Origin of the sequence: Rhodococcus sp. ACS1 (assembly GCF_002300155.1) — a bacterium.
Classification (GTDB): Bacteria; Actinomycetota; Actinomycetes; order Mycobacteriales; family Mycobacteriaceae; genus Rhodococcus_F; species Rhodococcus_F koreensis.
On the sequence record NZ_NSDZ01000001.1, the window covers coordinates 1,527,679 to 1,551,023 of the forward strand.

A 23,345-nucleotide genomic window follows, 5' to 3' on the forward strand; every position below is an offset into this window, starting at 1 on the left:
CGCCGATCGACGTGGTCTCGCCGATCAGAGCGCCAGCTTGGCCAGCATGTCCCTGGCCGTCTCCGCCGACTTCGGCTCGCACAGCACGTCGTACCGCCCGGCGACCAGCTGCATGGTCGACGCGAAATCCCGGGTGCCCCGCGTCGCCGCGTACGGGATCGTCGTGGAGATCAGCCCGAAGATGATGCCGCCGACGATGCCGACGACGAGCGGCGCCAGGAAACCGCCCGTGACGATGCCCAGCAGCAGACCGAAGAACACACCGAGCCACGCGCCCGAAACGATGCCCCCGCCAATCACTTTCGCCCAGGTGAGGCGGCCCAGCACCCGCTCCACCTGCATGAGGTTGACCCCCACGATGGTGACGTCCTCCACCGAGAACTCCTGATCGGAGAGGTAGTCGACGGCGCGCTGCGCCTCCGCGTAGGTGGGATACGAACCGATGGGCCAGCCCGTGGGGGGTTCCGGCAGAGCCCCACGCCGCGCCCCGTTGGACTGTCCGAGTGGATTCGTCATCGTCAGCTGGTCTCCTCGTGTGGTTACCGCAGGATCTGTCCTGTGAGAACCATTCTGCCTGCCGAGACTAGTTCGCGTCGGGTCGCACGAACTCGGTGGTCCGTTTCATACCCGCGGCGCGCCCCTTGGCGGAGATCACGAGCGCCATCTTGCGACTCGCCTCGTCGATCATTTCGTCGCCGAGCATCACGGCACCGCGACCGCCGCCCGCCGCGGACGTGTGGAACTCGTAGGCGTCCAGGATCAGTTCGGCCCGGTCGTAATCGTCCTGGCGGGGACTGAACACGTCGTTCGCCGCCTCGATCTGGGTGGGATGCAGCACCCACTTGCCGTCGAAGCCGAGCGCGGCCGTGCGCTGCGCCGACCGCCGGAACGCCTCCACGTCGCGGATCTGGAGGTAGGGGCCGTCGATGGCCTGGACCCCGTGCGCGCGGGCCGCCATCAGGATGGTCATCAGAATGTGGTGGTAGGCGTCGCCGCGGTCGTAGCCGTCCGGCTGCTCCCCGACGACCAGCGTGCGCATGTTGATGCTCGCCATGAAGTCGGCGGGACCGAACACCAGTGTCTGCACGCGCGGGCTCGCCGTCGCGATCGCGTTGATGTTGGTGAGCCCGATCGCGTTCTCGATCTGCGGTTCGATGCCGATCCGGCCCACCTCGAGCCCGTTGGCCTTCTCCACCTGGGTCAGCAGCAGGTCCAGGGCCTGAACATGGCTGGCGTCCGGCACTTTCGGCAGCAGGATCGCGTCGAGGTGGGCACCCGCCCGCCCCACGACCTCGACGACGTCGGCGTACGTCCACTCGGTGGTCCAGTCGTTGACCCGGACCACCTTGATCTGCTCACCCCACCCGTCCTCGGCGAGCGCGTCGCCGATGGTGCCGCGGGCTTCCTGCTTGGCGAGCGGTGCCACCGCGTCCTCGAGATCGAGGAAGATCTCGTCGGCGGGCAGCCCCTTCGCCTTGTCGATCATCTTGCGGCTGCTGCCCGGAACGGCGAGAACAGATCGCCGTGGCCTGTAGACGGAACTCATGACGGACGATCCTCCACTTTCGCAGGTGTTCGATTCCCTGTATCTCTGTACAACGATCTAGCCTGGCAATCATGGCAGCTGCGAACAAGGTTTTTGCAGCCAGGCTGGCCGGCCTGGTGGTACTCGGCCCCGACGGGGAGTCGATCGGCCGCGTCCGGGACGTGGTGATCACCGCCCGCGTCGGCAGGCAGCAGCCGCGCGTGCTCGGGCTGGTCATCGAATTGTTCACGCGCAAACGCATCTTCGTCCCGATGCTCCGCGTCACCGCGATCGAACCCAGCTCGGTGACCCTCACGACGGGCAACGTCAGTCTCCGCCGATTCCAGCAACGGCCCGGCGAGGTCCTGGCCCTCGCTCAGGTTGCGGATTCCCACGTGCGCGTGGACGACCCGGAACTCGAGGAACTGCGGGACGCCGACATCATCGTCGTCGACCTGGGTATCGAGCAGACCCGCACCCGGGACTGGGTGGTGTCGAAGGTGGCGGTGCGCGGGCACCGCGGCAGGCTCGGCCGTCGGGCCGCCATGCACGTCGTCGGGTGGCAGCACGTCCAGGGCCTCACGCAGACCGACCTGGCGATGCCCGGCCAGGGCGTCTCGGCCCTGCTCACGCAGTTCGAGGGGATGCGCGCCGCCGACGTCGCGAACGCGATGCGTCTCCTGCCGGAGAAACGCCGCCACGAACTCGCCCTCGCACTCGACGACGAGCGCCTCGCCGACGTCGTCCAGGAACTGCCCGCCGATGACCAGACGGATCTGCTCATGCACCTCGAGGTGGAGCGGGCCGCCGACGTCCTCGAGGCCATGGACCCCGACGACGCCGCCGACCTCCTCGGTGAGCTTCCCGAAACCGAGGCCGAATCGCTGCTGCAGCTGATGGATCCGCAGGACTCCGAGCCGGTCCGCCGCCTGCTCGAGCACTCGCCCGACACCGCGGGCGGACTGATGACTCCCGAGCCGGTGGTCCTCACCGCGTCGACGACGGTCGCCGAGGCACTGGCCCGGGCCCGGATCTCGGACGTCACCCCCGCCCTCGCGAGCATGGTGTTCGTCGTCCGCCCACCGACTGCGACACCGACCGGCCGCTACCTGGGATGCGTCCACCTGCAGAAACTGCTGCGCGAGCCGCCCGCGAGCCTGGTCGGCGGACTACTCGACACCGACATGCCGCGGCTGGCACCCGAGGACTCCCTGACGTCGGTGACGCGCTACTTCGCGACGTACAACCTGGTGTGCGGGCCCGTCGTCGACGACGAGGACCATCTGATCGGCGCGGTCACCGTCGACGACGTCCTGGACCACCTCCTCCCCGAGGACTGGCGTGAAGAGGAGATCGACGGATGAGCGAGAAGTCGCCCAGCGCAGCCGCCCGGAGCCTGTCCGACCGGCAGCGACTCGACACCCCGCGCGGCACCCGCCGCTTCCGGGTCACGTATGACGTGGAGGCCGTCGGCCGGGCCAGCGAGAACTTCGCCCGGTTCCTCGGCACGGGCCGCTACCTGATGATCCAGACGGTGATCGTGATCGTCTGGATCATCATCAATGTCTTCGCCGTCCGCCTGCAGTGGGATCCCTACCCGTTCATCCTCCTCAACCTGGCATTCTCCACCCAGGCCGCCTACGCGGCGCCGCTCATCCTGCTGGCACAGAACCGCCAGGAGAACCGCGACCGCGTCTCCCTCGAGGAGGACCGCTCCCGCGCCGAGCAGACGAAAGCGGACACCGAATTCCTCGCCCGGGAACTGGCCGCGCTGCGCATCGCGATCGGCGAGGTGGCCACCCGCGATTACCTGCGGCGCGAACTCGACGAGATCAGGACGCTGCTGGCCGACGAGGAAGACACGCGCACCCGGCGGAAGTGACGCCGGCGAATCCCCCCAAACTCCGGCACGGCCAATCACGGATATGTAACGTCAGTCACATCTTCTCGGATGTATGCGGTGTGCACAGACGAAGAGCACCGCAGGGGGTGATCGAGTGCGGATACGTGGACTGTTGACGGTGACTGCCCTGACCGTGGGCGCAGTTGCCACCCTCGGGTCCTCGACCGGCGGTTCCGCGATCAGCGGCGCATCCGTGAGCGCCACCGCCTACTCGTCCACCGGTGCGGCGACCGCCCTCGCAGCGTCGTCGGTCACGCCGGGAAGCACTCCCCCCGCCTCGTACCTCCCGCCCGCGGGAATCGTGGCTCCCACAGCGCGGGTCGCGCGATCGCAGCGGGCCGCGCCCCCGCCGCCCGCCCCGGCACCCGCCGTGACAAATCCCACATCTCCCCTATCTTCTACGTCGCCGTCCGGCACCGGTCTCATCGCCGCACCGGTGATTTTGAGCGCTCTGGGCATCCCCGAGATCGTGCTCAACGCGTACCGGTCCGCGGAACTCGAGATGATGGCGGAGTCCCCCAAGTGCGGTCTGCCGTGGCATCTGCTGGCCGGCATCGGCCGCATCGAATCGGGGCACGCCGGCGGCGGCCGGACCGACTCGGTGGGCACCACGATCACCCCGATCCTGGGTCCGGTTCTCGACGGCAGGCTGGCGGGCAACGAGATCATCCGTGACACCGACCGCGGCGCCACGGACGGCGACCCCGCGCACGATCGCGCCGTCGGACCGATGCAGTTCATTCCGTCCACGTGGGCCAAGTACGCGTCGGACGGCAACGCGGACGGCGTGGCCGATCCCAACAACGTGTTCGACGCGACGCTGGCGGCGGCCCGGTACCTCTGCTCGGGCGGTCTCGACCTCCGCGATCCGCTCCAGGAGACCCGCGCGGTCCTGCGCTACAACAACTCGGCCGCATACGCCGCCAACGTCATCACCTGGTCGAACGCGTACAGGAACGGGGGAACTCCGACGCCGGGCCAGCTGGCGGAGTCGGCCTCGCCGTCGCCTGGACGGGTCGCCGACGCTGCCGCTGCCGCTGCGGCATCGGACCTCCCCCGCGATCTCGCGACCACCCCGCAGCCGTCGACGGGCGGTGCCGCTGCCCCCACGACGCCCGCTCCGGCACCGCCGATTCCCGGGCTCCCGCCGCTGCCACAACTGCCCTGTCTGTTCTTCTGCCCGCCCGCCGATCCGTCGGCTCCCGCGGCCGCCGTGCCCGACCCGGGCGCCCCCGCTCCGGTCGCGCCCCCGGCCACCGCTCCGGCTGTCACCGCTCCCCGGTAATCACCCCCGCGTCCGCCGCGCGCCCTGCCATCTCGCAGGGCGCGCGGCGACGCGTGTGGGTCACCGGGTTCGTGTGCCGTCGACCCGCTCACTCTTCATCGGCCGACCACGCTGCGTCCTGGCGTGACCTTGCCGTGTTCGTTACCCTCGCTCACGTGCGCTCCGAGTAACGGAACCCTCCGATACAAGTCCGTTTGATCACGTTTGAATAACGGAAAGATATCGAATCAGGTAGCCTCGATCCGGTCAGTTGAACGGAACACCCCAAGACGGGGGTCGCAGGAGGCAATCGAGTGGGTCGGCACAACAAGAAGACGGATTCCCATATCCGCCGCAATTCGGTCATCGCGCTTACCGGACTCGTCCCCATCGGACTGATCACCGCAGCCAACACGGCCGGCGCCGCACCCAAGGTCCCGTTCCTGTCCACGAGTTCCTCGTCGGAGGTCGCCGACGTCGCCCAGGAGGCGACCGACACCGCACCCGAGGCCGCAGAAGCCGTCACCCCCGTCGCGGAGACCGCCGCCGAGTCCGCACCCGCGGTCGAGGCAGCGCCCGCGCCGCCGGCACTCGCACCCGTCCAGGCCACGCCGCCGCTCCCGACGAGCATCGCGCAGGGCGCACTCGGCATCCCCGCCGTCAACGTCGCGGCCTACCAGAACGCCGAACGCATTCTCGCGGTCGAGCAGCCGGGTTGCGGCATGTACTGGACGCTCATCGCCGGGATCGGCCGCGTCGAGTCCACCCACGCCTACGACGGCAAGACCGACGACAAGGGCAACATGCTCAACCCCGTCCTCGGCCCGGTCCTCGACGGCAGCCTCGGCGGCAACGCCATCATCCGCGACACCGACGGCGGCAAGCTGGACGGCGACAGCAACTACGACCGCGCCGTCGGCCCCACCCAGTTCCTGCCCGAGACCTGGAACCGATACGCGGGCGACGGCAACGGCGACGGCGTCGCCGACCCGCAGAACGTCTTCGACTCCGCGCTGACCACCGGAAAGTACCTGTGCGACGGCGGATTGAACGTCAAGGATCCGATTCAGGCGGCGAAGGCCGTGCACCGGTACAACAACTCCGCCGCCTACGTGGCCAACGTGCTCGCATGGTCCGCCGGCTACTCCAGCGGGATCATCCCGGCGGCTGCGGACCTGCCGCGCATCCACTGAGCGCACATCCTTACCATTGAGTCATGCCAGTCCTGAGCGAGTCCGCTGTACGTAGCGCCCTGGCGCGCGTCCAGGATCCCGAGATCCGGAAACCGATCACCGAACTCGGGATGGTCAAGAGCATCGACATCGCGCCCGACGACAGCGTCGACATCGCGATCTACCTGACCACCGCGGGCTGCCCGATGCGGACCGAGATCAGCGACCGTGTCACCAAGGCCGTGGCGGACGTCCCCGGCGTCGGTGCGATCCGCGTCGAACTCGACGTGATGAGCGACGAGCAGCGCACCGAACTCCGCAAGTCGTTGCGCGGAGACTCGGCCGAGCCCGTCATCCCGTTCGCCCAGCCCGGTTCCCTCACCCGCGTCTACGCGGTCGCGTCCGGCAAGGGCGGCGTCGGCAAGTCCAGTGTCACCGTCAACCTGGCCGCCGCACTGGCCGCCCGCGGACTGTCGGTGGGTGTGCTCGACGCCGACATCTACGGACATTCCGTTCCCCGCATGCTCGGCACCGACGCCAAGCCCACGCAGGTCGAACGCATGATCATGCCGCCCGTCGCGCACGACGTGAAGATGATCTCCATCGCCCAGTTCACTCAGGGCAACACCCCGGTCGTGTGGCGTGGACCGATGCTGCACCGCGCGCTGCAGCAATTCCTCGCCGACGTCTTCTGGGGCGATCTCGACGTTCTGCTGCTCGATCTGCCGCCGGGAACCGGCGACGTCGCCATCTCCGTCGCGCAACTGATCCCCGGCGCGGAGATCCTCGTCGTCACCACCCCGCAGCAGGCCGCTGCCGAGGTGGCCGAGCGCGCCGGTGCCATCGCCCTGCAGACCCGTCAGCGCATCGTCGGCGTCGTCGAGAACATGTCGTGGATGGATATGCCCGACGGCAGCCGGATGGACATCTTCGGTTCCGGCGGCGGTCAAGCCGTCGCCGACCGCCTCACGAAGGCGGTGGGCGCGAAGGTGCCGCTGCTCGGACAGATCCCGCTCGAGCAGGCTGTCCGGGAGGGCGGCGACGGCGGCGTCCCCATCGTCCTCGGCCAGCCGGATTCGCCGGCCGCGACGGCACTCCGCGACATCGCGGACAAGTTGGCCGTCCGCAAGCGCGGGCTCGCCGGAATGTCGCTGGGGATCGACACCACCCGGCACCTCTAGGCACTCCGTGCTCGTGCGCCTTTCCGGTTGCTCCAGCGACCACAAAGGCGCACGAGCCCGAGGGGCCTACGTGGCGTCGAGGTCGATCGGGGGGCGCTCGCCCGCCACGAGCGGCTTGTTCTGCGGAGCAGTGGGCGTCGACGGATCGGCGCTGACGGCCTTCGTTCCCGGATTCGACTTGTCGAACGACACCGAACTCGGCTTGTCGAAGTTTCCGGTGAGAATCGAATCGTCACCGTCGAGAAGGTGTTTGGTGATGACCGCACGCGGCGTCATTCCGCGGAGCTGATTGAGATCCGCCAGCGGTTTGCGGAGATCCTCGAACTCCGGGCCGAGTTCGTCCTTGAGTTGCTGGCTGGCGCCGCTCGCATACTCACGGACCTGCCTCAATGACTTCGTAACCCAGCTGATCGCACCCGGAAGCCGCTCGGGTCCCAAGATGACCAGAGCCGCGACGAGGAGGACCATGAACTCGCCCCAACCAATGTTGCCGAACACGTGGTCAGCCTACTGTGCGGTGTGGGTGCATGCCCAGGTGGCGGAGCGATTTCACAGCAACCTCTCGAGTCAGTCGGAGGCCGGGGTCACGTCGACATCGACGAGCCGGCCCTCGCGAATCAGCTGAACCCGGACGGGCTCGCCGATTTTCTGCAGGTTGACGGCGACGACCAACTCGTCGGCGCTCGTGACCGTGCGGTCGCCGACCTTGACGATGACGTCGTTCTCGACGATGCCCGCCCGCGCGGCCGGGCTGTCCGAGCGGACGTTGGCCACCTGAGCTCCGCTGGTGTTGTCGTTGACGACGGTGCGGGCGTTGACGCCGATGTCCGGGTGATGCATCTGCCCGTCCCGGATGAGGGTCTGAGCGACCGTGGTGACGTCGTCGATGGGAATCGCGAAGCCGAGACCCACCGAGCCACCGGATTCGCTGAGCATGGCGGTGTTGATGCCGATCACCCGGCCGGTGTCGTCGACGAGCGCGCCGCCCGAGTTGCCGTGGTTGATGGCGGCGTCCGTCTGGACGGCGTCGATGACGGCATTCGTGTCGGAGCCCTCGCCGGACAGCCGCATCGGGCGGTGCAGGGCACTGACGATGCCTCGGGTGACGGTCTTGCTGAGTCCGAGGGGCGAACCGACGGCGACGACGTCCTCACCGACCTGCACGTCCCCGGACCTGCCGAGTTCTGCGACCGTCAGATTGTCGGCGGAGACCTTGAGCACGGCCAGGTCGGTCTTGATGTCGCGACCGACGATCTGGGCGTCGGCCTTGGTTCCGTCGGAGAAGATCACCTGGATCTTGCCGCCGTCGGGGGCGGTGGCGGCGGCGGAGATGACGTGATTGTTGGTGACGATGTAACCGGCGCCGTCGATGACGACACCCGAACCGGTACTGCCCTGGTCACCGACCGCCACCTGGATGGACACGACGGAGGGCAGGACGGCGTCCGCGACCTGCGCGACGGGCGACTGGCCGAGGTCCTCGTCGCCGCCCTGGACGAGGGTGACGCTGTCACTGGTCAGCGAGCTGCGATCGGCGGTGATCACTGCGGCGAGCAGGCCACCGACCAGACCGATCGCGAGCGCGATTCCGCCCAGCGCGGCGAGCGCTTTCGGCGCCACCTTGCCGCCGAACAGGACCTCTCGGGCGCTGAGGGCGGGGGCGGGCGGTCGCGAGTGTTCCGTGGCGTGCAACGCCGGGGAGCCGAGTTCGACACCCGCTGCGGGGTCGCGCCACGGGTCCGCGGGCGGGGCCTCGATTGCCGGGGCGGCGGTCTTGCGGTGGGGATCGCGCTGAATGGTGTCGACCTCGCCGTCCGGACGGCCGAACGCCTCCGCCAGCACGGGGTCGGGTGCACCGACCTTCATCGAGGGTTCGCTCTCACGCCGGGTATCCGACGGAGCAAAGGAACCGGTGACGCCACCCGGTCGGCCGAATGCGCGGCTGGACGCCGCATCGATCCGCGGCCGGTAGACGGGCCTCGGATCGAGCCGTGGGGCGTCCGCCGGACGCAGCGTGCCCGACTCGTCCGCCACGGGACCGTCGGGCACCGTCGCGTCGGAACCCGGAGTCTTGTAATCCGCCGTCACGCTGTCGTGTCCCCCTCGTGTGCGTCAGTCACGCGCCCCAGTATCACCGATGCCCCGCCGGGCGCGGACACCGCCGTCGTCGGTCCGGCTGCGCTCAACGGCGCCAACGCCGGGACCAGATCCGGCTGGTGATCGAGTACTCGCTCGTGACCGGCGAATCCGGGGTGTGGGAGTCGAACGGGGACTTGTCGGAGGGCTCGCCCTGGTTGCAGCTGGGGATCTGACTCAGCAGACCCAGCAGACCCGAGGGCATCGCGACGTCACCGCTGCGACGCAGAGCACGCCGCGCCTGCTGCTGGGAGTCGACCTCGAACGCACACTCGGCGCAGATCGACAGGTGGTGGGCGGCGCGCAGATAAGCGGACATGCGGAGTTCACCGTCGACGAAGGCGGCGATCGCCTCACTCGCCAAGTGTTCGGTGGAGCCAAACTGACGAGGTACACGCCCCTGCGTCATTCGTCCCTCCTGGTAACTACCCGACGCCGATCTGATCGGAGTCAACCTTTCCGTTCACAGCCAGATGCTCACGCAGAGCCTGCCTGCCGCGGTGGATGCGGCTACGCACGGTTCCGAGCTTCACACCCAGTGTGGCACCGATCTCCTCGTAGGACAGTCCTTCGATGTCACACAGCACGACCGCGGCGCGGAACTCCGGGGCCAGCGAATCGAGCGCTGCCTGCAGATCGGCGTCCAGGCGGGCGTCGTGGTAAATCTCCTCGGGGTTCGGCCCGTCGGCCGGGACCCGATCGTAGTCCTCGGGGAGCGCTTCCATGCGGATGCGGTTCCGGCGGCGGACCATGTCGAGGAAGAGGTTGGTGGTGATGCGGTGCAACCAGCCCTCGAACGTGCCGGGCTGGTAGTCGGACAGGGATCGGAACACCCGGATGAATGTGTCCTGGGTGAGATCCTCGGCGTCCTGCGCGTCGCCCGACAGCCGGTAGGCCAGCCGGTAGACTCGGTCGCCGTGCTCGCGGACGAGTTCGTCCCACGACGGCATGGCGGATTTCTCGCCTGTGGCATCGAACACAGCGGTGCCCGTCAGCTCGGCGTCCGACAGCTGCTCGTCGGTGTTTCTCTCGTCTGGAGCCATCGTGTGGTTGCTCATCGAGTTAAGTGGATCCTCCTACTCAGGACCGCAGATCACTGGACGTGGTATAGGCGTCAACTCCCGGGAGCCGGGATTTGTTCCCGGGCTCTCGGACTTTTCCTCCGTCGTCGTGATCTCCCCGCCGGGCGGTCTTCGGATCTGGCGTTGGGCTTACTCTTTCCCACCCCGATATGTGTGCGGTGTGAGCAAGCTGAGGTATTCCTGAGAATCGCGCCGCGCCGGGTCACGGCATTGTTGTCGAGCGCGCCTCGCAGCGGCGATGACGAGACCCCGATAACCTCATGTGCGTGCAGACAAACGCCGAACGGATACTCACCCACGCAGAAGGGGCTGTCCGTGAAGACGAGGCCCTCGGTGCGGCCAGGGAGCGGGCGGACGACCTCGGTGCCGAACCGGTACCTCCCGCGGTCGGTGCTGCGCTCGCCCTGTTTGCCCGCATGCTGGACGCCAAGACTGTCGTCGAGGTCGGCACCGGCGCGGGTGTGAGCAGCCTGTGGCTGCTCCGGGGCATGCGCGAGGACGGCGTCCTCACCACCATCGACAGTGAACCCGAGCACCAGCGGGCCGCCAAGCTGTCGTTCCGGACCAACGACATCGCACCCGCCCGGACGAGGCTGATCAACGGCCGGGCACTCGACGTCCTGCCGCGACTCGCCGACGGGGCGTACGACCTGGTGTTCGTCGACAGTGCACCGGTCGACCACCCGCACTACGTCCGCGAAGGAGTTCGGCTGCTGCGCCCGGGCGGCGCGATCGTGCTGCACAACGCGCTGCACGGGGGCCGGGTCGTCGACCCGAGCCAGCGGGACGCCGCGACCGTCGCCGTCCGCGAGGCCGCCAAGGCACTCGCCGAGGACGACAAGCTGATCCGGGTGTTGCTGCCGATCGGCGACGGCCTGCTCTGCGCGTCCAAGCTCTGAGCGGCGTCCCCGGCTCAGAAACCGTCCCCACTCCGAGAGCCCCGTTTCCGGGGCCCTCCCGCTAGATCCAGACGCCCTTGCCGATGGCCACGACTCCGCCGTTGCTGACGGCGAAGCGCTGCTTGTCGCGCTCGAGGTCGACGCCGATGATCTCCCCGTCGCCGACGACCACGTTCTTGTCGAGGATCGCGCGGCGCACGACGGCGCCCTTGCCGATGCGCACACCCGGCATCAGGACGCTGCCCTCCACGGTCGCACCACTGTCGACCATCACATTGGAGCTGAGCACGGAGTTGCGCACCGTCGCCGCCGACAGGATGCACCCGGCCCCGACCACGGACTCCTGCGCGAGGCCGCCCTGCACGAACTTGGCGGGCGCCAGGTTCTCCGTCTCGCCGCGGATCGGCCAGCGCCGGTTGTAGAGGTTGAAGATCGGGTGGACCGACACGAGATCCATATGGGCGTCGTAGAACGCGTCGAGCGTTCCCACGTCCCGCCAGTAGCCCCGGTCGCGGTCGGTGGCGCCGGGGACGACGTTGTCCTTGAAGTCGTACACGGACGCCTCGCCCGCCTCGACGAGCGCGGGGATGATGTCGCCGCCCATGTCGTGATCGGAGTCGGAGTTCTCGGAGTCGGCCCGGATGGCGTCGACGAGCACCTTGGTGGTGAACACGTAGTTACCCATCGACGCGAACGTCATGTTGGGGTCGTCCGGGGTCCCCGGCGGATGTGCCGGCTTTTCGAGGAACTGCACGATGCGGCCCGACTCGTCGCTGTCGATACAGCCGAACGCGAACGCCTCGCTGCGCGGCACCCGGATCCCGGCCACCGTCACTCCGGCGCCCGACTCGATGTGGTGCTGCACCATCTGCTCCGGGTCCATCCGGTACACGTGGTCGGCGCCGAACACGACGATGTACTCGGGATCCTCGTCGTAGACGAGGTTCAGCGACTGCAGGATCGCGTCCGCACTGCCGGTATACCAGCGCGGACCCAGACGCTGCTGCGCGGGAACGGGAGTGATGTATTCACCCGCGAACCCGGACAGTCGCCACGTCTGAGAGATGTGGCGGTCCAACGAGTGCGACTTGTACTGCGTCAGAACACACAGGCGGAGGTATCCCGCATTGACCAAATTGCTGAGCACGAAATCGATCAACCGGTAGGCGCCTCCGAAAGGCACAGCAGGCTTCGCCCGATCCGCGGTGAGCGGATAGAGACGTTTGCCCTCGCCGCCGGCGAGCACGATTCCAAGCACATGTGGCTGGCTCCTCACCCTGTCAACCTATCGGGCGGCCACTCCCCCCGCCAGCGAAGCGCCGACTCACAATTTCTCCGATACCCGAATGTGTCCGAGAGCGGTGGCCCGAAGCCGCCCGGACGGTTACGTTAGGCCGGTGCGGGTGGCGATGATGACGAAGGAATACCCACCGGAGATCTATGGCGGTGCGGGTGTACACGTCACCGAACTGGTTGCTCAGTTGAAGCAGCTGTGCGAGGTGGACGTGCATTGTATGGGTGCTCCGCGCGTCGGGGCGATCGTGCACACCCCCGATCCCGCGCTGGCCGGGGCCAATCCGGCGCTCGCGACGCTGTCCGCCGAATTGCGGATGGCGGACGCCGCGACGGGCGCCGACGTCGTGCACTCGCACACCTGGTACACCGGCCTCGCCGGCCATCTGGCGTCCGCGCTGTACGACGTGCCCCACATCCTCACCGCCCACTCCCTCGAGCCGCGGAGGCCGTGGAAGGCGGAGCAACTGGGCGGCGGCTACCGCATCTCCTCGTGGTCCGAGCGCAACGCCGTCGAGCACGCCGATGCGGTGATCGCCGTGAGCGCCGGGATGCGACTCGACGTCCTCGACGCGTACCCGTTCGTCGACCCGCACCGGGTCCACGTGGTGCGCAACGGGATCGACACGTCGGTCTGGCACGCGGGACCCGCAGGTCCGAGAGACTCCGCCCTCGCGAAGATCGGCGTCGACCCGGACCAGCCGATGGTGGCGTTCGTCGGCCGCATCACGCGGCAGAAGGGCGTCGGTCATCTGATCGCCGCAGCACACCACTTCGCGCCCGAGATCCAGCTGGTGCTGTGCGCGGGCGCCCCCGACACCCCGGAGATCGCCGCCGAGACCGAGCAGGCCGTCGCCGCGCTCGCGGCGCACCGTGGCAACGTGTTCTGGGTGCGCGAAATGCTCCCCACCGAACAGGTGCGGGAAATCCTGTCGGCCGCAACCGTCTTCGTGTGCCCGTCCGTGTACGAGCCGCTGGGGATCGTGAACCTCGAGGCCATGGCCTGCGAGACCGCAGTCGTGGCGTCCGACGTCGGCGGCATCCCGGAGGTGGTCGAGGACGGGGTCACCGGCCGTCTGGTGCACTACAACTCGTACGAGCCGGAGGCGTTCGAGCAGGCGCTGGCCGAGTCGGTCAACGCGATCGTCTCCGACGTCGGCACCGCCGAGGCCATGGGCAAGGCCGGGCGGGCGCGGGCCATAGCCGAGTTCTCCTGGGCAGCCATCGCGCAGCAGACCCTCGACGTCTACCAGGACGCGCTGTCGCGCCGCTGACGCTCAGAGCCGGGTGTAGGTGGACACCGTCACCGACGCCGTCACCGGATATTCCTGCGGCAGCGCCGCGATCGAGGACGCGAGCCGCTCGGATGTCAGGTGCCGCGCCGACGGCCCCATCCCCACCAGGCGGGTCACGTCGAGGTGCGACAACGACATCGGGTACTCCACCGCCACGTGGCCGGTGCGCTCGAACCGCCCGGACATCGCGGCCCCGAGCCGCTCGACCTTGCGGTCGTCCACCCGGACCATGCCGAGCAGGTCCACGAGTTCCCCCAGGTGCCGCTCCGTGGGCGTGAGGACCACCAGGGAGCCGTGCTCGGCCAGCACCCGGTGCGCCTCGTCGGCGTTGCGGGGCGCGAACACGCACAGGACGTGGCTGAGGACGTGGTCACGCACCGGAAGGTGTTGCCACACGTCCGCAACCACCGCCCCCGCACGCGGGTGTGCCCTGGCGATGCGACGCGCCGCGTACTTGGACACGTCCAGCCCGATCCCCCGGCCGGTCGGGGTGGCGTCGAGGACGCGCGCCAGGTAGTGGCCTGTGCCCGCGCCGATCTCGAGGATCCGGGGATCGTCGCCGGCCCCGGCGCCCGCCACCACCGCGTCGGCGACGGCATCCATCAGCGGGTCGAAGCTGCCTCCGCCGAGGAAGTCCGCACGTGCGGCGATCATTTCGGGGCTGTCGCCGTCGAACTTGCCGCCGGCCCCCGTCATCAGGGTGACGTAGCCCTGACGCGCCACGTCGAAGGCGTGCCCTGCATCACACAGGATCGCGCCATCGTCGAGTTCCACCGGCGATCGGCACTGCGGGCAGGCCAGCAGGTCGGTCACATCGGCCAGCACGAACGTTCGCCTCCCTGTTCCGGACACGGAACAGGCCCCGCACCGAGAACGGCGACGGGGCCTGCCCTGTGAGGTTCTCTCCGCACTCGACTAACTGGTGACGCCCTTGAGCTCTTCACCGAGTGCGGCAGCTTCCTCCGGGGTGAGCTCGACAACCAGACGTCCACCACCCTCGAGCGGAACCCGCATGACGATTCCTCGTCCCTCTTTGGTTGCTTCGAGGGGACCGTCCCCGGTCCGGGGCTTCATGGCCGCCATCCTCTGCTCCCTCCAGATCTGCGCTGCCTGCTTGCGCCTCGACAAATTTTGGCACCCCGCCAACACTCGGCGAGGCTTGTGACATCCATTCTTCCCTATGGACACGAGTACCGGGAACCTGAGTCACGAATACGCAGGTTCACCGGCAATTCAGGCAGTGATCGGGACCCAGCAGCCGACGACGTGGTCGTCCACCATCCCGGTGGCCTGCATGAGTGCATAAGCGGTGGTAGGACCCACAAACTTGAACCCCCGGCGCTTCAATTCCTTCGCCATCGCGGTGGACTCGGGCGTGACGGCAGGGACGTCGTTCACGGTGGCCGGCCGACTCGGGCGCGGCGGCGGGGCGAACGACCACAGCAGCGCGTCCAGGTCGGTGTCCGACAACTCCAGCAGGGCCCGCGCGTTGCTCACCGACGCCTCGATCTTGGCCCGGTTCCGGACGATCGACGCGTCCCCGAGCAGCCGCTCCACGTCCCGTTCCGTGTACCGTGCGACCGCCTCCGGATCGAAGCCGGCGAACGCGGCCCGGAAGGCCTCGCGCTTGCGGAGAATCGTGATCCACGACAGTCCGGACTGGAACGCTTCGAGGCACAGCCGTTCGTACAATTCGTCGCGGCCGTGGAGTGGACGACCCCACTCGAGGTCGTGGTAGTCGCGGTACAGGCTGGACCCGTCCGAGTCGACGGCCCACGCGCACCGCACCCTGTCCTCGGCGCTCACCGGGCGTCACCCGGATCGTCGGCCGTGGCTTCGACCGTTGCCAACTGTTCACGCAGCGAATCGATTTCGCGACCCAGCCGGGCCAGCGCCCAGTCGACCTCGCTCGCCTTGTACCCCCGCAGCGTCTGCTGGAATCGCAACGCCTCCACGTCGGCGCCCGTCACACCGTCGGCGGGCAGGGCCGTGAGTGTGGTGCCGGGCGGCAGGGGCGCGAGTTCCTCGGAGCGGCCGAACACCGCACTGGCGGCGAGGAACAGCATCGCGCCGACGAACGCCATGACGAGCAGATAGAGCAGGGCTGTCACCATGCCCCGATCCTGTCACGGACGTCCGACAGCCTCCCGCGTCAGGGGCGCCCGGTCAGGGGCACACCGTGTTCATCGGCGGACGATCGGCCAGCGCGACGTTCGTCGTCGTCGGCACGAAGGAGTCGCCGTCCACCAGGAACTGGGTCAGGCCCGCCCCGGAGTCGGGCACCCCGCAGCGCCGCATCATCGTGCCGATGATCTGCCTGCTCATCACCCCGAGTTCGGACAGCGGACGGTTCCGGTGCTTGCGCACCCCCAGATTGACCTGGCCGATCGCACCGAGGCCGAGACGGTCGTACGTGTCGAGCAGCAGCCCGATCTCGACGCCGTAGCCGGGGGCGAACGGAACTGCCGACAACAACTCCCGGGTACCGGCGTACTCGCCGCCCAGCGGCTGCAGCACGCACGTCAGCTCCGGCCGGAGCGACGCCAGCATCGGGCGCGCCACGAGTTCGGTCACCCGGCCGCCGCCGTTGGCGTCCTCCGTCCCGCTCAGCCGGAGCGGACGCCGGTAGTAACCCTTCACGAGGTGGATGCCGTCGGCCGTCAGCAACGGTCCGAGCAGCTTCGGGACGAACGCCGGATCCGGGTTGATGAGATCCGAGTCGACGAACGCGATGAGGTCGCCGGTGCTCGCGGCGACGGAACGCCACAGCACCTCCCCCTTGCCCGCGACGGGTGGGAAGGCGGGCACCGCCTCCTCCCGGCTGATCACCGTGGCGCCCGCCGCGCGTGCGCGTTCCGCCGTCAGATCCGTCGACCCGGAATCGAGCACGATCAACTCGTCCACCAGCCCGCCGAGCAGCGGGTGGATCGTGTCCACCACCGCGGCGACCGTCTCCTCCTCGTTGAGCGCGGGCAGGACCACCGACACGGTGCGCCCCGCCTTGGCCCGTTCGAGTTCGGCGATGCTCCACGACGGCTGGTCCCAGCTGTTCGCCTCGGCCCAGGAACGCGGGGCGCGGTCCTCCGCCAACATCGTGTGGGCCGCCCGGGCCCCCACGGCACTCATGCCAGCCCCCGCACGGTGCGGGACGGGGCGCGTCGGCCCTGAATCGCGGCCACCATGTCCACCACTCGGCGCGTGGGGGCAACTTCGTGGACACGGAAGACTCGGGCGCCTCCTGCGGCGGCCATAGCTGTCGCTGCCAATGTTCCCTCCAACCGCTCGACGAGATCTACCCCTAGAGTCTCCCCGACGAAGTCCTTGTTGCTCAGCGCCATGAGCACTGGCCATCCCGTATTTACAAGATCTTCCACTCGCCGCAACAACTCGAGCCCGTGATAGGTGTTTTTCCCGAAATCGTGGGTCGGATCGATGAGGATCGAGTCGGCGGGCACACCCAGCCGGGCCGCGTTCTCGGCGGCCGACACCACTTCGTCGAGGACGTCCGCCACGACGTCGGCGTAGCGGACGCGGAACGGCCGGGTCCGTGGGACCGCTCCCCCGGTGTGCGAACACACGATGCCGGCACCCGTCTCCGCGGCCACCTCGACGAGCGCCGGGTCGGCGCCCGCCCACGTGTCGTTGATCAGGTCGGCGCCCTCGGCGACGGCCAGCCGGGCCACGTCGCTGCGCCAGGTGTCGATGCTGATGAGCAACTCCGGATAGCGTCCGCGGATCGCGGCGACGAACGGCACCACCCGCCGGATCTCCTCCACCGAGTCGACGACGTCGCCGGGCCCGGCCTTCACGCCGCCGATGTCGACGAGGTCGGCGCCCTCGTCGACGGCCCGCTCGACCGCCGACATCGCCGCGGAGTCGGTGAACGTGGCGCCGCGGTCGTAGAACGAATCGGGTGTCCGGTTCACGATGGCCATCACCAGCGCACGGTCGACCGCCACGGGCCGCCCGCACAGCGTGGGCGACGGACGGTCGGGCGCGGGCGGTACGTCTCTCTCGGCCATGTCACCAATATTGGCACGCAGCGAAATCGAAACCACCCGTGAGTACTTGTTAACGGCGGGCGGTTGACAAGTACTCACGGGCGGCGGAGCCGCATCACCCCTTGGGCAGCGACCCCTTCGCCACTTCCTCGACGTACCCGTCGTATGCGCGCTTGTAGCCGCCGCTGCGGCCGGACAGCACGTGCAGCGTGTCGGTGTCCTCGACGTCGTAGCCCTCCTTGCGGAGTTCCACCTTGCGACTCTTGAACGTCGACGTCTGTTCGAGGGAGTCGACGACGCGGACGAACAGCGGCACCGCGTACGACGGCAGCCGCTGGAACAGCAACTCCGCCACGTCGGAGCCGTCGAAGTCCTCGTTCTCGTGCAGCGTCACCGCGGCCATTCCGGCGCGACCGTCGGTCCCGGGGATCTCGACGCCGTAGACGACGGCATGCTCGACCGCGGGATGCGCGAGAAGCGCGCCCTCGACCTCGGTGGTCGCGACGTTCTCCCCCTTCCAGCGGAACGTGTCGCCGAGCCGGTCGACGAACGCGACGTGCGACCAGCCCTGACGGCGCACCAGGTCGCCGGTGTCGAACCAGCAGTCGCCGTCGTCGAAGGCGTCGCGGACGAGTTTCTTGTTCGTGGCTTCCTCGTCGGTGTAGCCGTCGAACGGCGCCCGGTCCGTCACCTTCGACAGGAGTAGGCCGACCTCGCCGGTGGCCACCTTCCGCAGTGTGCCGTCGGAGTGCCGCCGCGGCGCACCGTTGTCCTCGTCGTACTCGACCACGGCGTGCGGGAGCGGGCAGATGCCTGCGGTCCGGTCTACGTTGAGGGCGTTGACGAACGCGATGTTGCACTCGCTGGCGCCGTAGAACTCGGCCACCCGGGAAATGCCGAACCGGGTGGTGAACTCGGACCAGATCTCCGGACGGAGCCCGTTGCCGACCATCAGCCGGACGGCGTTGTCGCGGTCGCCCGGCTTCTCGGGCTGGTTCAGCAGGTACCGGCACAGTTCACCGATGTAGGTGAACGCGGTGGCCCGGTTCAGTGCGACGTCGTCCCAGAACTTGGACGCCGAGAACTGCTTGCCCAGCGCGAGTGTCGCCCCCGACCCCAGCACCGAAGACAGCGACACCGTCAGCGCGTTGTTGTGGTAGAGCGGAAGGCAGCAGTAGAGGACGTCGCTGCCGCGCAGCCGGACTCCCATGTTGCCGAGTCCGGACATGCTCTTGAGCCAGCGGAAGTGACTCATCAGGCTGGCCTTCGGCAGTCCGGTGGTGCCGGAGGTGAAGATGTAGAAGGCCTTCTCCCGGGCCTGGATCTGCTCACACACCTCGGGGTTGCCGTCGCCGGCGTTCTCGGCGAGCCGGTCGAGGTCGCCGACGTACACCACCGAGGCCACGGCGGGCGGTTCGTCGAGCGAGTCCATCGCCTCGCCGCACGCCTCGGACACCACGAGGACGCGGCTGTCGAGCAGCGAGATGCTGTGCGCGAGCACGTCTCCGCGCTGATTGTGGTTGAGCATCCCCGCAGTGGCGCCGAGCTTGACGGCGGCGAGTGCGATGAGCAGCGTCTCGGGGGCGTTCTTTCCCAGGATCCCGACGACGTCCCCGCGCGACACTCCGAGGTCGGTGAGCACGTGGGCGTAGCGGTTCACGCGGATGTTGGCGTTCCGGTAGCTCAGCGAGTCGCCCTCGAACCGCAGGAACGTGCGGCGCGGGTGCGCCGCGGCGGCGCGCTGGAAGACCAGGCCGATCGACTCCTTCGCGTCGGGGGTCCGGATGAGGCCGAGGACTCCCTTCGCCATGGTCGGCAGCTCCGGGATCAGGGCAGGCAACCGCCTGGCCAGATCGACCACACCGATCGTCGAACGTGCTTCAGAACGCATGACATCCCCTCAGGCCTGCAGTATGAATCAGGTCACCTTACTGCACGGTAACAACGTGCGCCACGACGGCGATCGGACGCCGCCTCAGGAGAGGCAGGCGTCCAGCGCCTCCCCGACGTCGGTCCGGACGAGCAGCCTGTCGAGGGCGCGCTGCGCCACGAAGCCGCCGCCCCGCAGACCGTCGATCCAGTCCAGCAGGCCCGTGTAGTGGCCGTGCGGATCGAGCAGGACGACCGGCTTCTCGTGCATGCCGAGGTAGCCCGCGGTCCAGGTTTCGAACAGCTCCTCGAGCGTGCCGATACCGCCGGGCAGCGTGATGAAGGCGTCGGCGCGGTCCTCCATGACCTGCTTGCGCTGGCGCATGGTGTCGGTGACGACGAGTTCGTCCGCGTCGACGTCGGCGACTTCCCTGTGCACCAGGGCTTTCGGGATGACCCCGACGGTGATCGCCCCGGCGGCGCGGGCAGCCTCGGCCACCGCACCCATCATCGAGACGTTGCCACCGCCGGACACCAGTTGCCAACCACGCTTTCCGATTTCGGTGCCCACCTGGGCCGCCAGTTCCAGGAAGTGATCGTCCACCGGCCCCGAAGCGCAGTAGACGCACACCGAGAACGGCTGCGGTGGAACAGTTTCCCGGTTCACCATTGCTCCTCCGTTCCGAGCAGTTCGGCCTCGTCGACTCCCTGCTGCGACTTGACGACGATCCGCACCGCCTCCTCGACACTGTCCGTGACGTGCAGCAGGTTGACATCGCCTTCCGAGATCTTGCCGCTGCGTTCGAGGGTTCCGCGGATCCAGTCCACGAGCCCGGACCAGTACTCGGTGCCGAACAGGATGATCGGGAACCGGGTGACCTTGCGCGTCTGCACCAGCGTCAGCGCCTCGAACAGTTCGTCGAGCGTCCCGAAGCCGCCAGGCAGGCAGATGAACGCCTGCGAGTACTTCACGAACATCGTCTTGCGGGCGAAGAAGTACCGGAAGTTGATACCCAGGTCGACCCACTCGTTCAGGCCCTGCTCGAACGGCAACTCGATGCCGAGGCCGATGGAGTACCCACCCGATTCGCTGGCGCCGCGGTTGGCGGCCTCCATGACACCGGGGCCGCCGCCGGTGATGACGGCGTATCCGGACTCGGCCAGGCGCGCACCCAGCGCCCTGCCCGCCTCGTACTCGGGGTGACCGGGCTCGGTGCGGGCCGACCCGAACACGGTGACCGCACGCGGCACCTCGGCCAGGGCTCCGAACCCTTCGACGAACTCGCTCTGGATCCGCAGGACCCGCCACGGGTCGGTGTGCACCCAGTCGGTCTGACCCCGCTCGTCGAGCAATTGCTCGTCGGTGGTGGTCTCGTCCTTGCGGGCGCGCCTCAACTGCACCGGACCCCGGTGCTTCACGGACGAGGACTTCCGCCCGTAATTGTTCTTCTCGGGTGCCATGCGCCCCAGGCTAACGGGTCGCCCGTTCGGGGCACCGGGCAGTCACGGGGTGCTCAGATAGGCGCGGATCACGGTCGCCACGTCGGTGATCTGCTGGACGGGGACGTGCTCGTCCCGCTTGTGCGCGAGGTTCGGATCGCCCGGACCGTAGTTGACGGCCGGGATGCCGAGCGCGGAGAACCGGGACACGTCCGTCCACCCGTACTTGGCGCGGAACTCGCCGCCTGCCGCCTCGATGAGGGCCGCGGCCGCCGGATCCGTCAGCCCGGGGAGCGCGCCCGGCGACAGGTCCGTGACCTCGAAACCCAGCCCGAGGCCGTCGAAGACATCCCGCACGTGGTCGATCGCCTGCTCGGCGCTGCGGTCGGGCGCGAAGCGGAAGTTCACGTCCATCTCCGCGGCGTCCGGAACCACGTTGCCCGCGACACCGCCTGCGATCCGCACGGCGGACAGGCCCTCCCGGTACACGCAGCCGTCGATGTCCACCGACCGCGCGGTGTAGTCCGACAGACGCTGCAGGACCGGGGCGAACCGGTGGATCGCGTTGTCGCCGAGCCACGATCTCGCGGAGTGCGCGCGGGTGCCGCGGGTGGTCAGCGTCACCCGCAGCGTGCCCTGGCAGCCCGCCTCGATGAGCCCACCCGTCGGCTCGCCCAGGATCGCGACGTCCGCGCGCAACCACTCCGGGATCTCACGTTCGATCCGTCCGAGCCCGTTGTGGACGGCCGCGATCTCCTCGCAGTCGTAGAACACCAGCGTCAGGTCGTGCGCGAGGTTCTCCACGGTGGCGGCCAGATGCAGGAACACCGCGTCGCCCGACTTCATGTCGACCGTTCCACACCCGTGCAGCAGGTCGCCCTCACGCCGGGAGGGCACGTTGTCCGCGATCGGCACGGTGTCGAGGTGCCCGGCGAGCATCACCCGGCTCGGGAGTCCCCGATCGGTGCGGGCGAGCACCGCGTTGCCGTTACGGATGATCTCGAAACCGGTGGTCTGCTCCCGCAGCGCCGACTCGACGACGGCGGCGATAACCGACTCGTCGTGCGAGACGCTGGGGATGTCCACCAGCGCGGCGGTGAGGTCGATGGGATCGGCGTGGAGGTCGAGTGTGCTCACCCGTCCACCCTAGGCCGACCCGTCTTCCTGCTGCGGCGTTGCTACCCGTCGAAGCCACCCGGGATCTCGTAGATCGCGCCGTCGAATCCGATGCGGAACAACCGTCCTGCGGAGAAGCCGCCGGACCCCTGCCCGTAGACGACCATGCTCGACGTCGGCAGTCCCGACGCCAGCACGCAGTACTGCCCCGGCGCGTCGACGCGCCAGATCTCGCCGCGCACGTTGGCCGGGACCACCGGGCGGCCCCGCGAATCCAGGGTCAGGCCGTCCGGTGCCGCGAATGTGTCGAGGCCGGACAGGTCGAGGATGCTTTCGAGGGCGCCCGGGTTCGCGATCGGGATCCGGCTCACGCCCGGATTCACGAACGTCCGCGACACGTAGAGGTACCGGTCGTCCACACCGAGCACCGCACCGTTCGCGCTGGGCAGCGTCGCCCAGTTCGGTTCGACCCGGCCGTCGGGGAACACCCGCCCGATCTGCGTTCCGAAGTCGTTGGTGGCGTATGCGGTCCCGGCGGCGTCGACGTCGAGTCCGTCCGCCGCGCTCAGGCCCGACACGAAGGGGGTGAGTGTGCCGGTGGCGGTGTTCAGCTTCGCGATCGCGCCCGGACGCAGGATGTCGCCGAGGAGGACGCGGGCGTCGGCGCCGTACCCCACCAGCAGTGATCCGTCCGAGGCCCAGGCGAGGGCGCCCGCGCCCCTGCCGCCGGGGACCGTCGCGACGGGGACCGCCGGCGCTCCCGGCGCGTCGAGACGGAACACGCGCCCGCTGAGGAGGTCCGTCGTGTAGAGGCGGCCGCCGCCGTCCACGGCGACGCCCTCCAGCGCGGCACCCGGCACCCGCCCCACGAGAACCGGTTGCTGGCCTGCAGCCGGGCACACCGGTGCGGCGGACGCGGTCTGCGGCACCGCCACCGACACCACCCCGGCGAGCAGCGCGCCCGCGGCCACGGCCCGCAGGCCGCGGCCCGTGGCTCGACCCCACCGTGAGCCTCCGGTCACCCGACCCCACTCCGAAATACGCATTGCCACGACCTTTCCCGGTGTCTCGCACGTGCCCCGTGCATGCTCCCCCATGAGCCCGGAACCCGCTCGGTTTCGAATCGATCACGCCCAGATAACGACCGCTCGAGAATGCCCGAGTAATGA

At 68.8% G+C, this 23,345-nt stretch carries 25 protein-coding genes; 7 read left to right on the forward strand and 18 right to left on the reverse strand.

The window, feature by feature from the left end; all coding sequences use genetic code 11:
- Positions 1-24 precede the first annotated feature (24 nt).
- Both CJ179_RS07190 and CJ179_RS07195 read right to left on the reverse strand, forming a co-directional pair.
- Positions 25-516, reverse strand: a complete 492-nt coding sequence (locus tag CJ179_RS07190; RefSeq protein ID WP_015889781.1) for a general stress protein — start codon at positions 514-516, stop codon at positions 25-27.
- Between the two features lie 67 nt (positions 517-583).
- On the reverse strand, positions 584-1,546 hold the full coding sequence (locus tag CJ179_RS07195; protein WP_072949602.1) for a CoA ester lyase: 963 nt from the start codon (positions 1,544-1,546) through the stop codon (positions 584-586).
- A gap of 71 nt (positions 1,547-1,617) precedes the next feature.
- Between CJ179_RS07195 and CJ179_RS07200 the strand changes: the two genes are divergently transcribed.
- The 5 genes from CJ179_RS07200 (at position 1,618) to CJ179_RS07220 (ending at position 7,045) form a co-directional block, all read left to right on the forward strand.
- Complete coding sequence (locus tag CJ179_RS07200; protein WP_072949604.1) at positions 1,618-2,889, forward strand: magnesium transporter MgtE N-terminal domain-containing protein; 1,272 nt, start codon at positions 1,618-1,620, stop codon at positions 2,887-2,889.
- On the forward strand, positions 2,886-3,407 hold the full coding sequence (locus CJ179_RS07205; RefSeq protein ID WP_072949607.1) for a DUF1003 domain-containing protein: 522 nt from the start codon (positions 2,886-2,888) through the stop codon (positions 3,405-3,407). The genes CJ179_RS07200 and CJ179_RS07205 overlap by 4 nt, the downstream gene beginning before the upstream one ends.
- Positions 3,408-3,522: 115 nt before the next feature.
- Positions 3,523-4,713, forward strand: coding sequence for a lytic transglycosylase domain-containing protein (locus tag CJ179_RS07210; RefSeq protein ID WP_095860990.1), 1,191 nt, complete (start codon positions 3,523-3,525; stop codon positions 4,711-4,713).
- 293 nt (positions 4,714-5,006) lie between these two features.
- Positions 5,007-5,885 carry a lytic transglycosylase domain-containing protein gene (locus CJ179_RS07215; RefSeq protein WP_095860991.1) on the forward strand — a complete coding sequence of 293 codons (879 nt, stop codon included), beginning with the start codon at positions 5,007-5,009 and terminating at the stop codon, positions 5,883-5,885.
- A 23-nt stretch (positions 5,886-5,908) separates the two neighbouring features.
- Positions 5,909-7,045, forward strand: a complete 1,137-nt coding sequence (locus tag CJ179_RS07220) for an Mrp/NBP35 family ATP-binding protein (protein ID WP_095860992.1) — start codon at positions 5,909-5,911, stop codon at positions 7,043-7,045.
- Between the two features lie 66 nt (positions 7,046-7,111).
- On the opposite strand, the gene tatB is transcribed toward CJ179_RS07220, so the two are convergent.
- The 4 genes from tatB to sigE all read right to left on the reverse strand — a co-directional run bounded on the left by tatB (position 7,112) and on the right by sigE (position 10,239).
- A complete protein-coding gene (gene tatB, locus CJ179_RS07225; RefSeq protein WP_072949615.1) occupies positions 7,112-7,543 on the reverse strand; it encodes a Sec-independent protein translocase protein TatB in 432 nt (143 codons plus the stop codon).
- Positions 7,544-7,612: 69 nt separating this feature from the next.
- Complete coding sequence (locus CJ179_RS07230; RefSeq protein ID WP_095860993.1) at positions 7,613-9,133, reverse strand: S1C family serine protease; 1,521 nt, start codon at positions 9,131-9,133, stop codon at positions 7,613-7,615.
- A 94-nt stretch (positions 9,134-9,227) separates the two neighbouring features.
- The gene (locus tag CJ179_RS07235) at positions 9,228-9,590 is read right to left on the reverse strand and encodes an RNA polymerase subunit sigma-70 (protein WP_072949620.1); all 363 of its coding nucleotides are present in this window, start codon (positions 9,588-9,590) and stop codon (positions 9,228-9,230) included.
- Between the two features lie 16 nt (positions 9,591-9,606).
- Positions 9,607-10,239, reverse strand: coding sequence for an RNA polymerase sigma factor SigE (sigE, locus tag CJ179_RS07240; protein WP_005239257.1), 633 nt, complete (start codon positions 10,237-10,239; stop codon positions 9,607-9,609).
- Positions 10,240-10,523: 284 nt separating this feature from the next.
- On the opposite strand from sigE, the gene CJ179_RS07245 reads away from it, so the two are divergent.
- Positions 10,524-11,162: an O-methyltransferase gene (locus tag CJ179_RS07245; protein WP_072949622.1), complete on the forward strand. Its 639-nt coding sequence runs from the start codon at positions 10,524-10,526 to the stop codon at positions 11,160-11,162.
- A gap of 61 nt (positions 11,163-11,223) precedes the next feature.
- Here the strand turns inward: CJ179_RS07245 and glgC are convergent, their stop codons facing one another.
- On the reverse strand, positions 11,224-12,438 hold the full coding sequence (gene glgC, locus CJ179_RS07250) for a glucose-1-phosphate adenylyltransferase (RefSeq protein WP_015889769.1): 1,215 nt from the start codon (positions 12,436-12,438) through the stop codon (positions 11,224-11,226).
- A gap of 121 nt (positions 12,439-12,559) precedes the next feature.
- On the opposite strand from glgC, the gene glgA reads away from it, so the two are divergent.
- On the forward strand, positions 12,560-13,729 hold the full coding sequence (glgA, locus tag CJ179_RS07255) for a glycogen synthase (protein ID WP_095860994.1): 1,170 nt from the start codon (positions 12,560-12,562) through the stop codon (positions 13,727-13,729).
- A gap of 3 nt (positions 13,730-13,732) precedes the next feature.
- Here glgA and CJ179_RS07260 read toward each other — a convergent pair whose 3' ends face one another.
- The 11 genes from CJ179_RS07260 to CJ179_RS07310 all read right to left on the reverse strand — a co-directional run bounded on the left by CJ179_RS07260 (position 13,733) and on the right by CJ179_RS07310 (position 23,222).
- A complete protein-coding gene (locus tag CJ179_RS07260; protein WP_095860995.1) occupies positions 13,733-14,575 on the reverse strand; it encodes a putative RNA methyltransferase in 843 nt (280 codons plus the stop codon).
- A gap of 90 nt (positions 14,576-14,665) precedes the next feature.
- Positions 14,666-14,833, reverse strand: a complete 168-nt coding sequence (locus CJ179_RS07265; RefSeq protein ID WP_003936084.1) for a DUF3117 domain-containing protein — start codon at positions 14,831-14,833, stop codon at positions 14,666-14,668.
- Between the two features lie 150 nt (positions 14,834-14,983).
- On the reverse strand, positions 14,984-15,556 hold the full coding sequence (locus tag CJ179_RS07270; RefSeq protein ID WP_072949628.1) for a DNA-3-methyladenine glycosylase I: 573 nt from the start codon (positions 15,554-15,556) through the stop codon (positions 14,984-14,986).
- Positions 15,553-15,864: a DivIVA domain-containing protein gene (locus CJ179_RS07275; RefSeq protein ID WP_072949631.1), complete on the reverse strand. Its 312-nt coding sequence runs from the start codon at positions 15,862-15,864 to the stop codon at positions 15,553-15,555. Before CJ179_RS07275 ends, CJ179_RS07270 begins: the two co-directional genes overlap by 4 nt.
- 52 nt (positions 15,865-15,916) lie before the next feature.
- Positions 15,917-16,876 (reverse strand): glucosyl-3-phosphoglycerate synthase, encoded by a 960-nt coding sequence (locus CJ179_RS07280; RefSeq protein ID WP_083395574.1) that lies wholly within the window; start codon positions 16,874-16,876, stop codon positions 15,917-15,919.
- Positions 16,873-17,772, reverse strand: coding sequence for a dihydropteroate synthase (gene folP / locus CJ179_RS07285; protein WP_072949633.1), 900 nt, complete (start codon positions 17,770-17,772; stop codon positions 16,873-16,875). The genes CJ179_RS07280 and folP overlap by 4 nt, the downstream gene beginning before the upstream one ends.
- Positions 17,773-17,866: 94 nt before the next feature.
- On the reverse strand, positions 17,867-19,642 hold the full coding sequence (locus CJ179_RS07290) for a long-chain-acyl-CoA synthetase (protein WP_095860996.1): 1,776 nt from the start codon (positions 19,640-19,642) through the stop codon (positions 17,867-17,869).
- An 84-nt stretch (positions 19,643-19,726) separates the two neighbouring features.
- Positions 19,727-20,290 carry a TIGR00730 family Rossman fold protein gene (locus CJ179_RS07295; protein WP_072949638.1) on the reverse strand — a complete coding sequence of 188 codons (564 nt, stop codon included), beginning with the start codon at positions 20,288-20,290 and terminating at the stop codon, positions 19,727-19,729.
- On the reverse strand, positions 20,284-21,081 hold the full coding sequence (locus CJ179_RS07300; protein WP_072949640.1) for a TIGR00730 family Rossman fold protein: 798 nt from the start codon (positions 21,079-21,081) through the stop codon (positions 20,284-20,286). Before CJ179_RS07300 ends, CJ179_RS07295 begins: the two co-directional genes overlap by 7 nt.
- A gap of 42 nt (positions 21,082-21,123) precedes the next feature.
- Entirely contained in the window at positions 21,124-22,197 is a 1,074-nt protein-coding gene (gene dapE, locus CJ179_RS07305; protein ID WP_095860997.1) for a succinyl-diaminopimelate desuccinylase, read from the reverse strand.
- 41 nt (positions 22,198-22,238) lie between these two features.
- Positions 22,239-23,222, reverse strand: coding sequence for an SMP-30/gluconolactonase/LRE family protein (locus CJ179_RS07310; protein WP_095861085.1), 984 nt, complete (start codon positions 23,220-23,222; stop codon positions 22,239-22,241).
- Between the last annotated feature and the right edge of the window lie 123 nt (positions 23,223-23,345).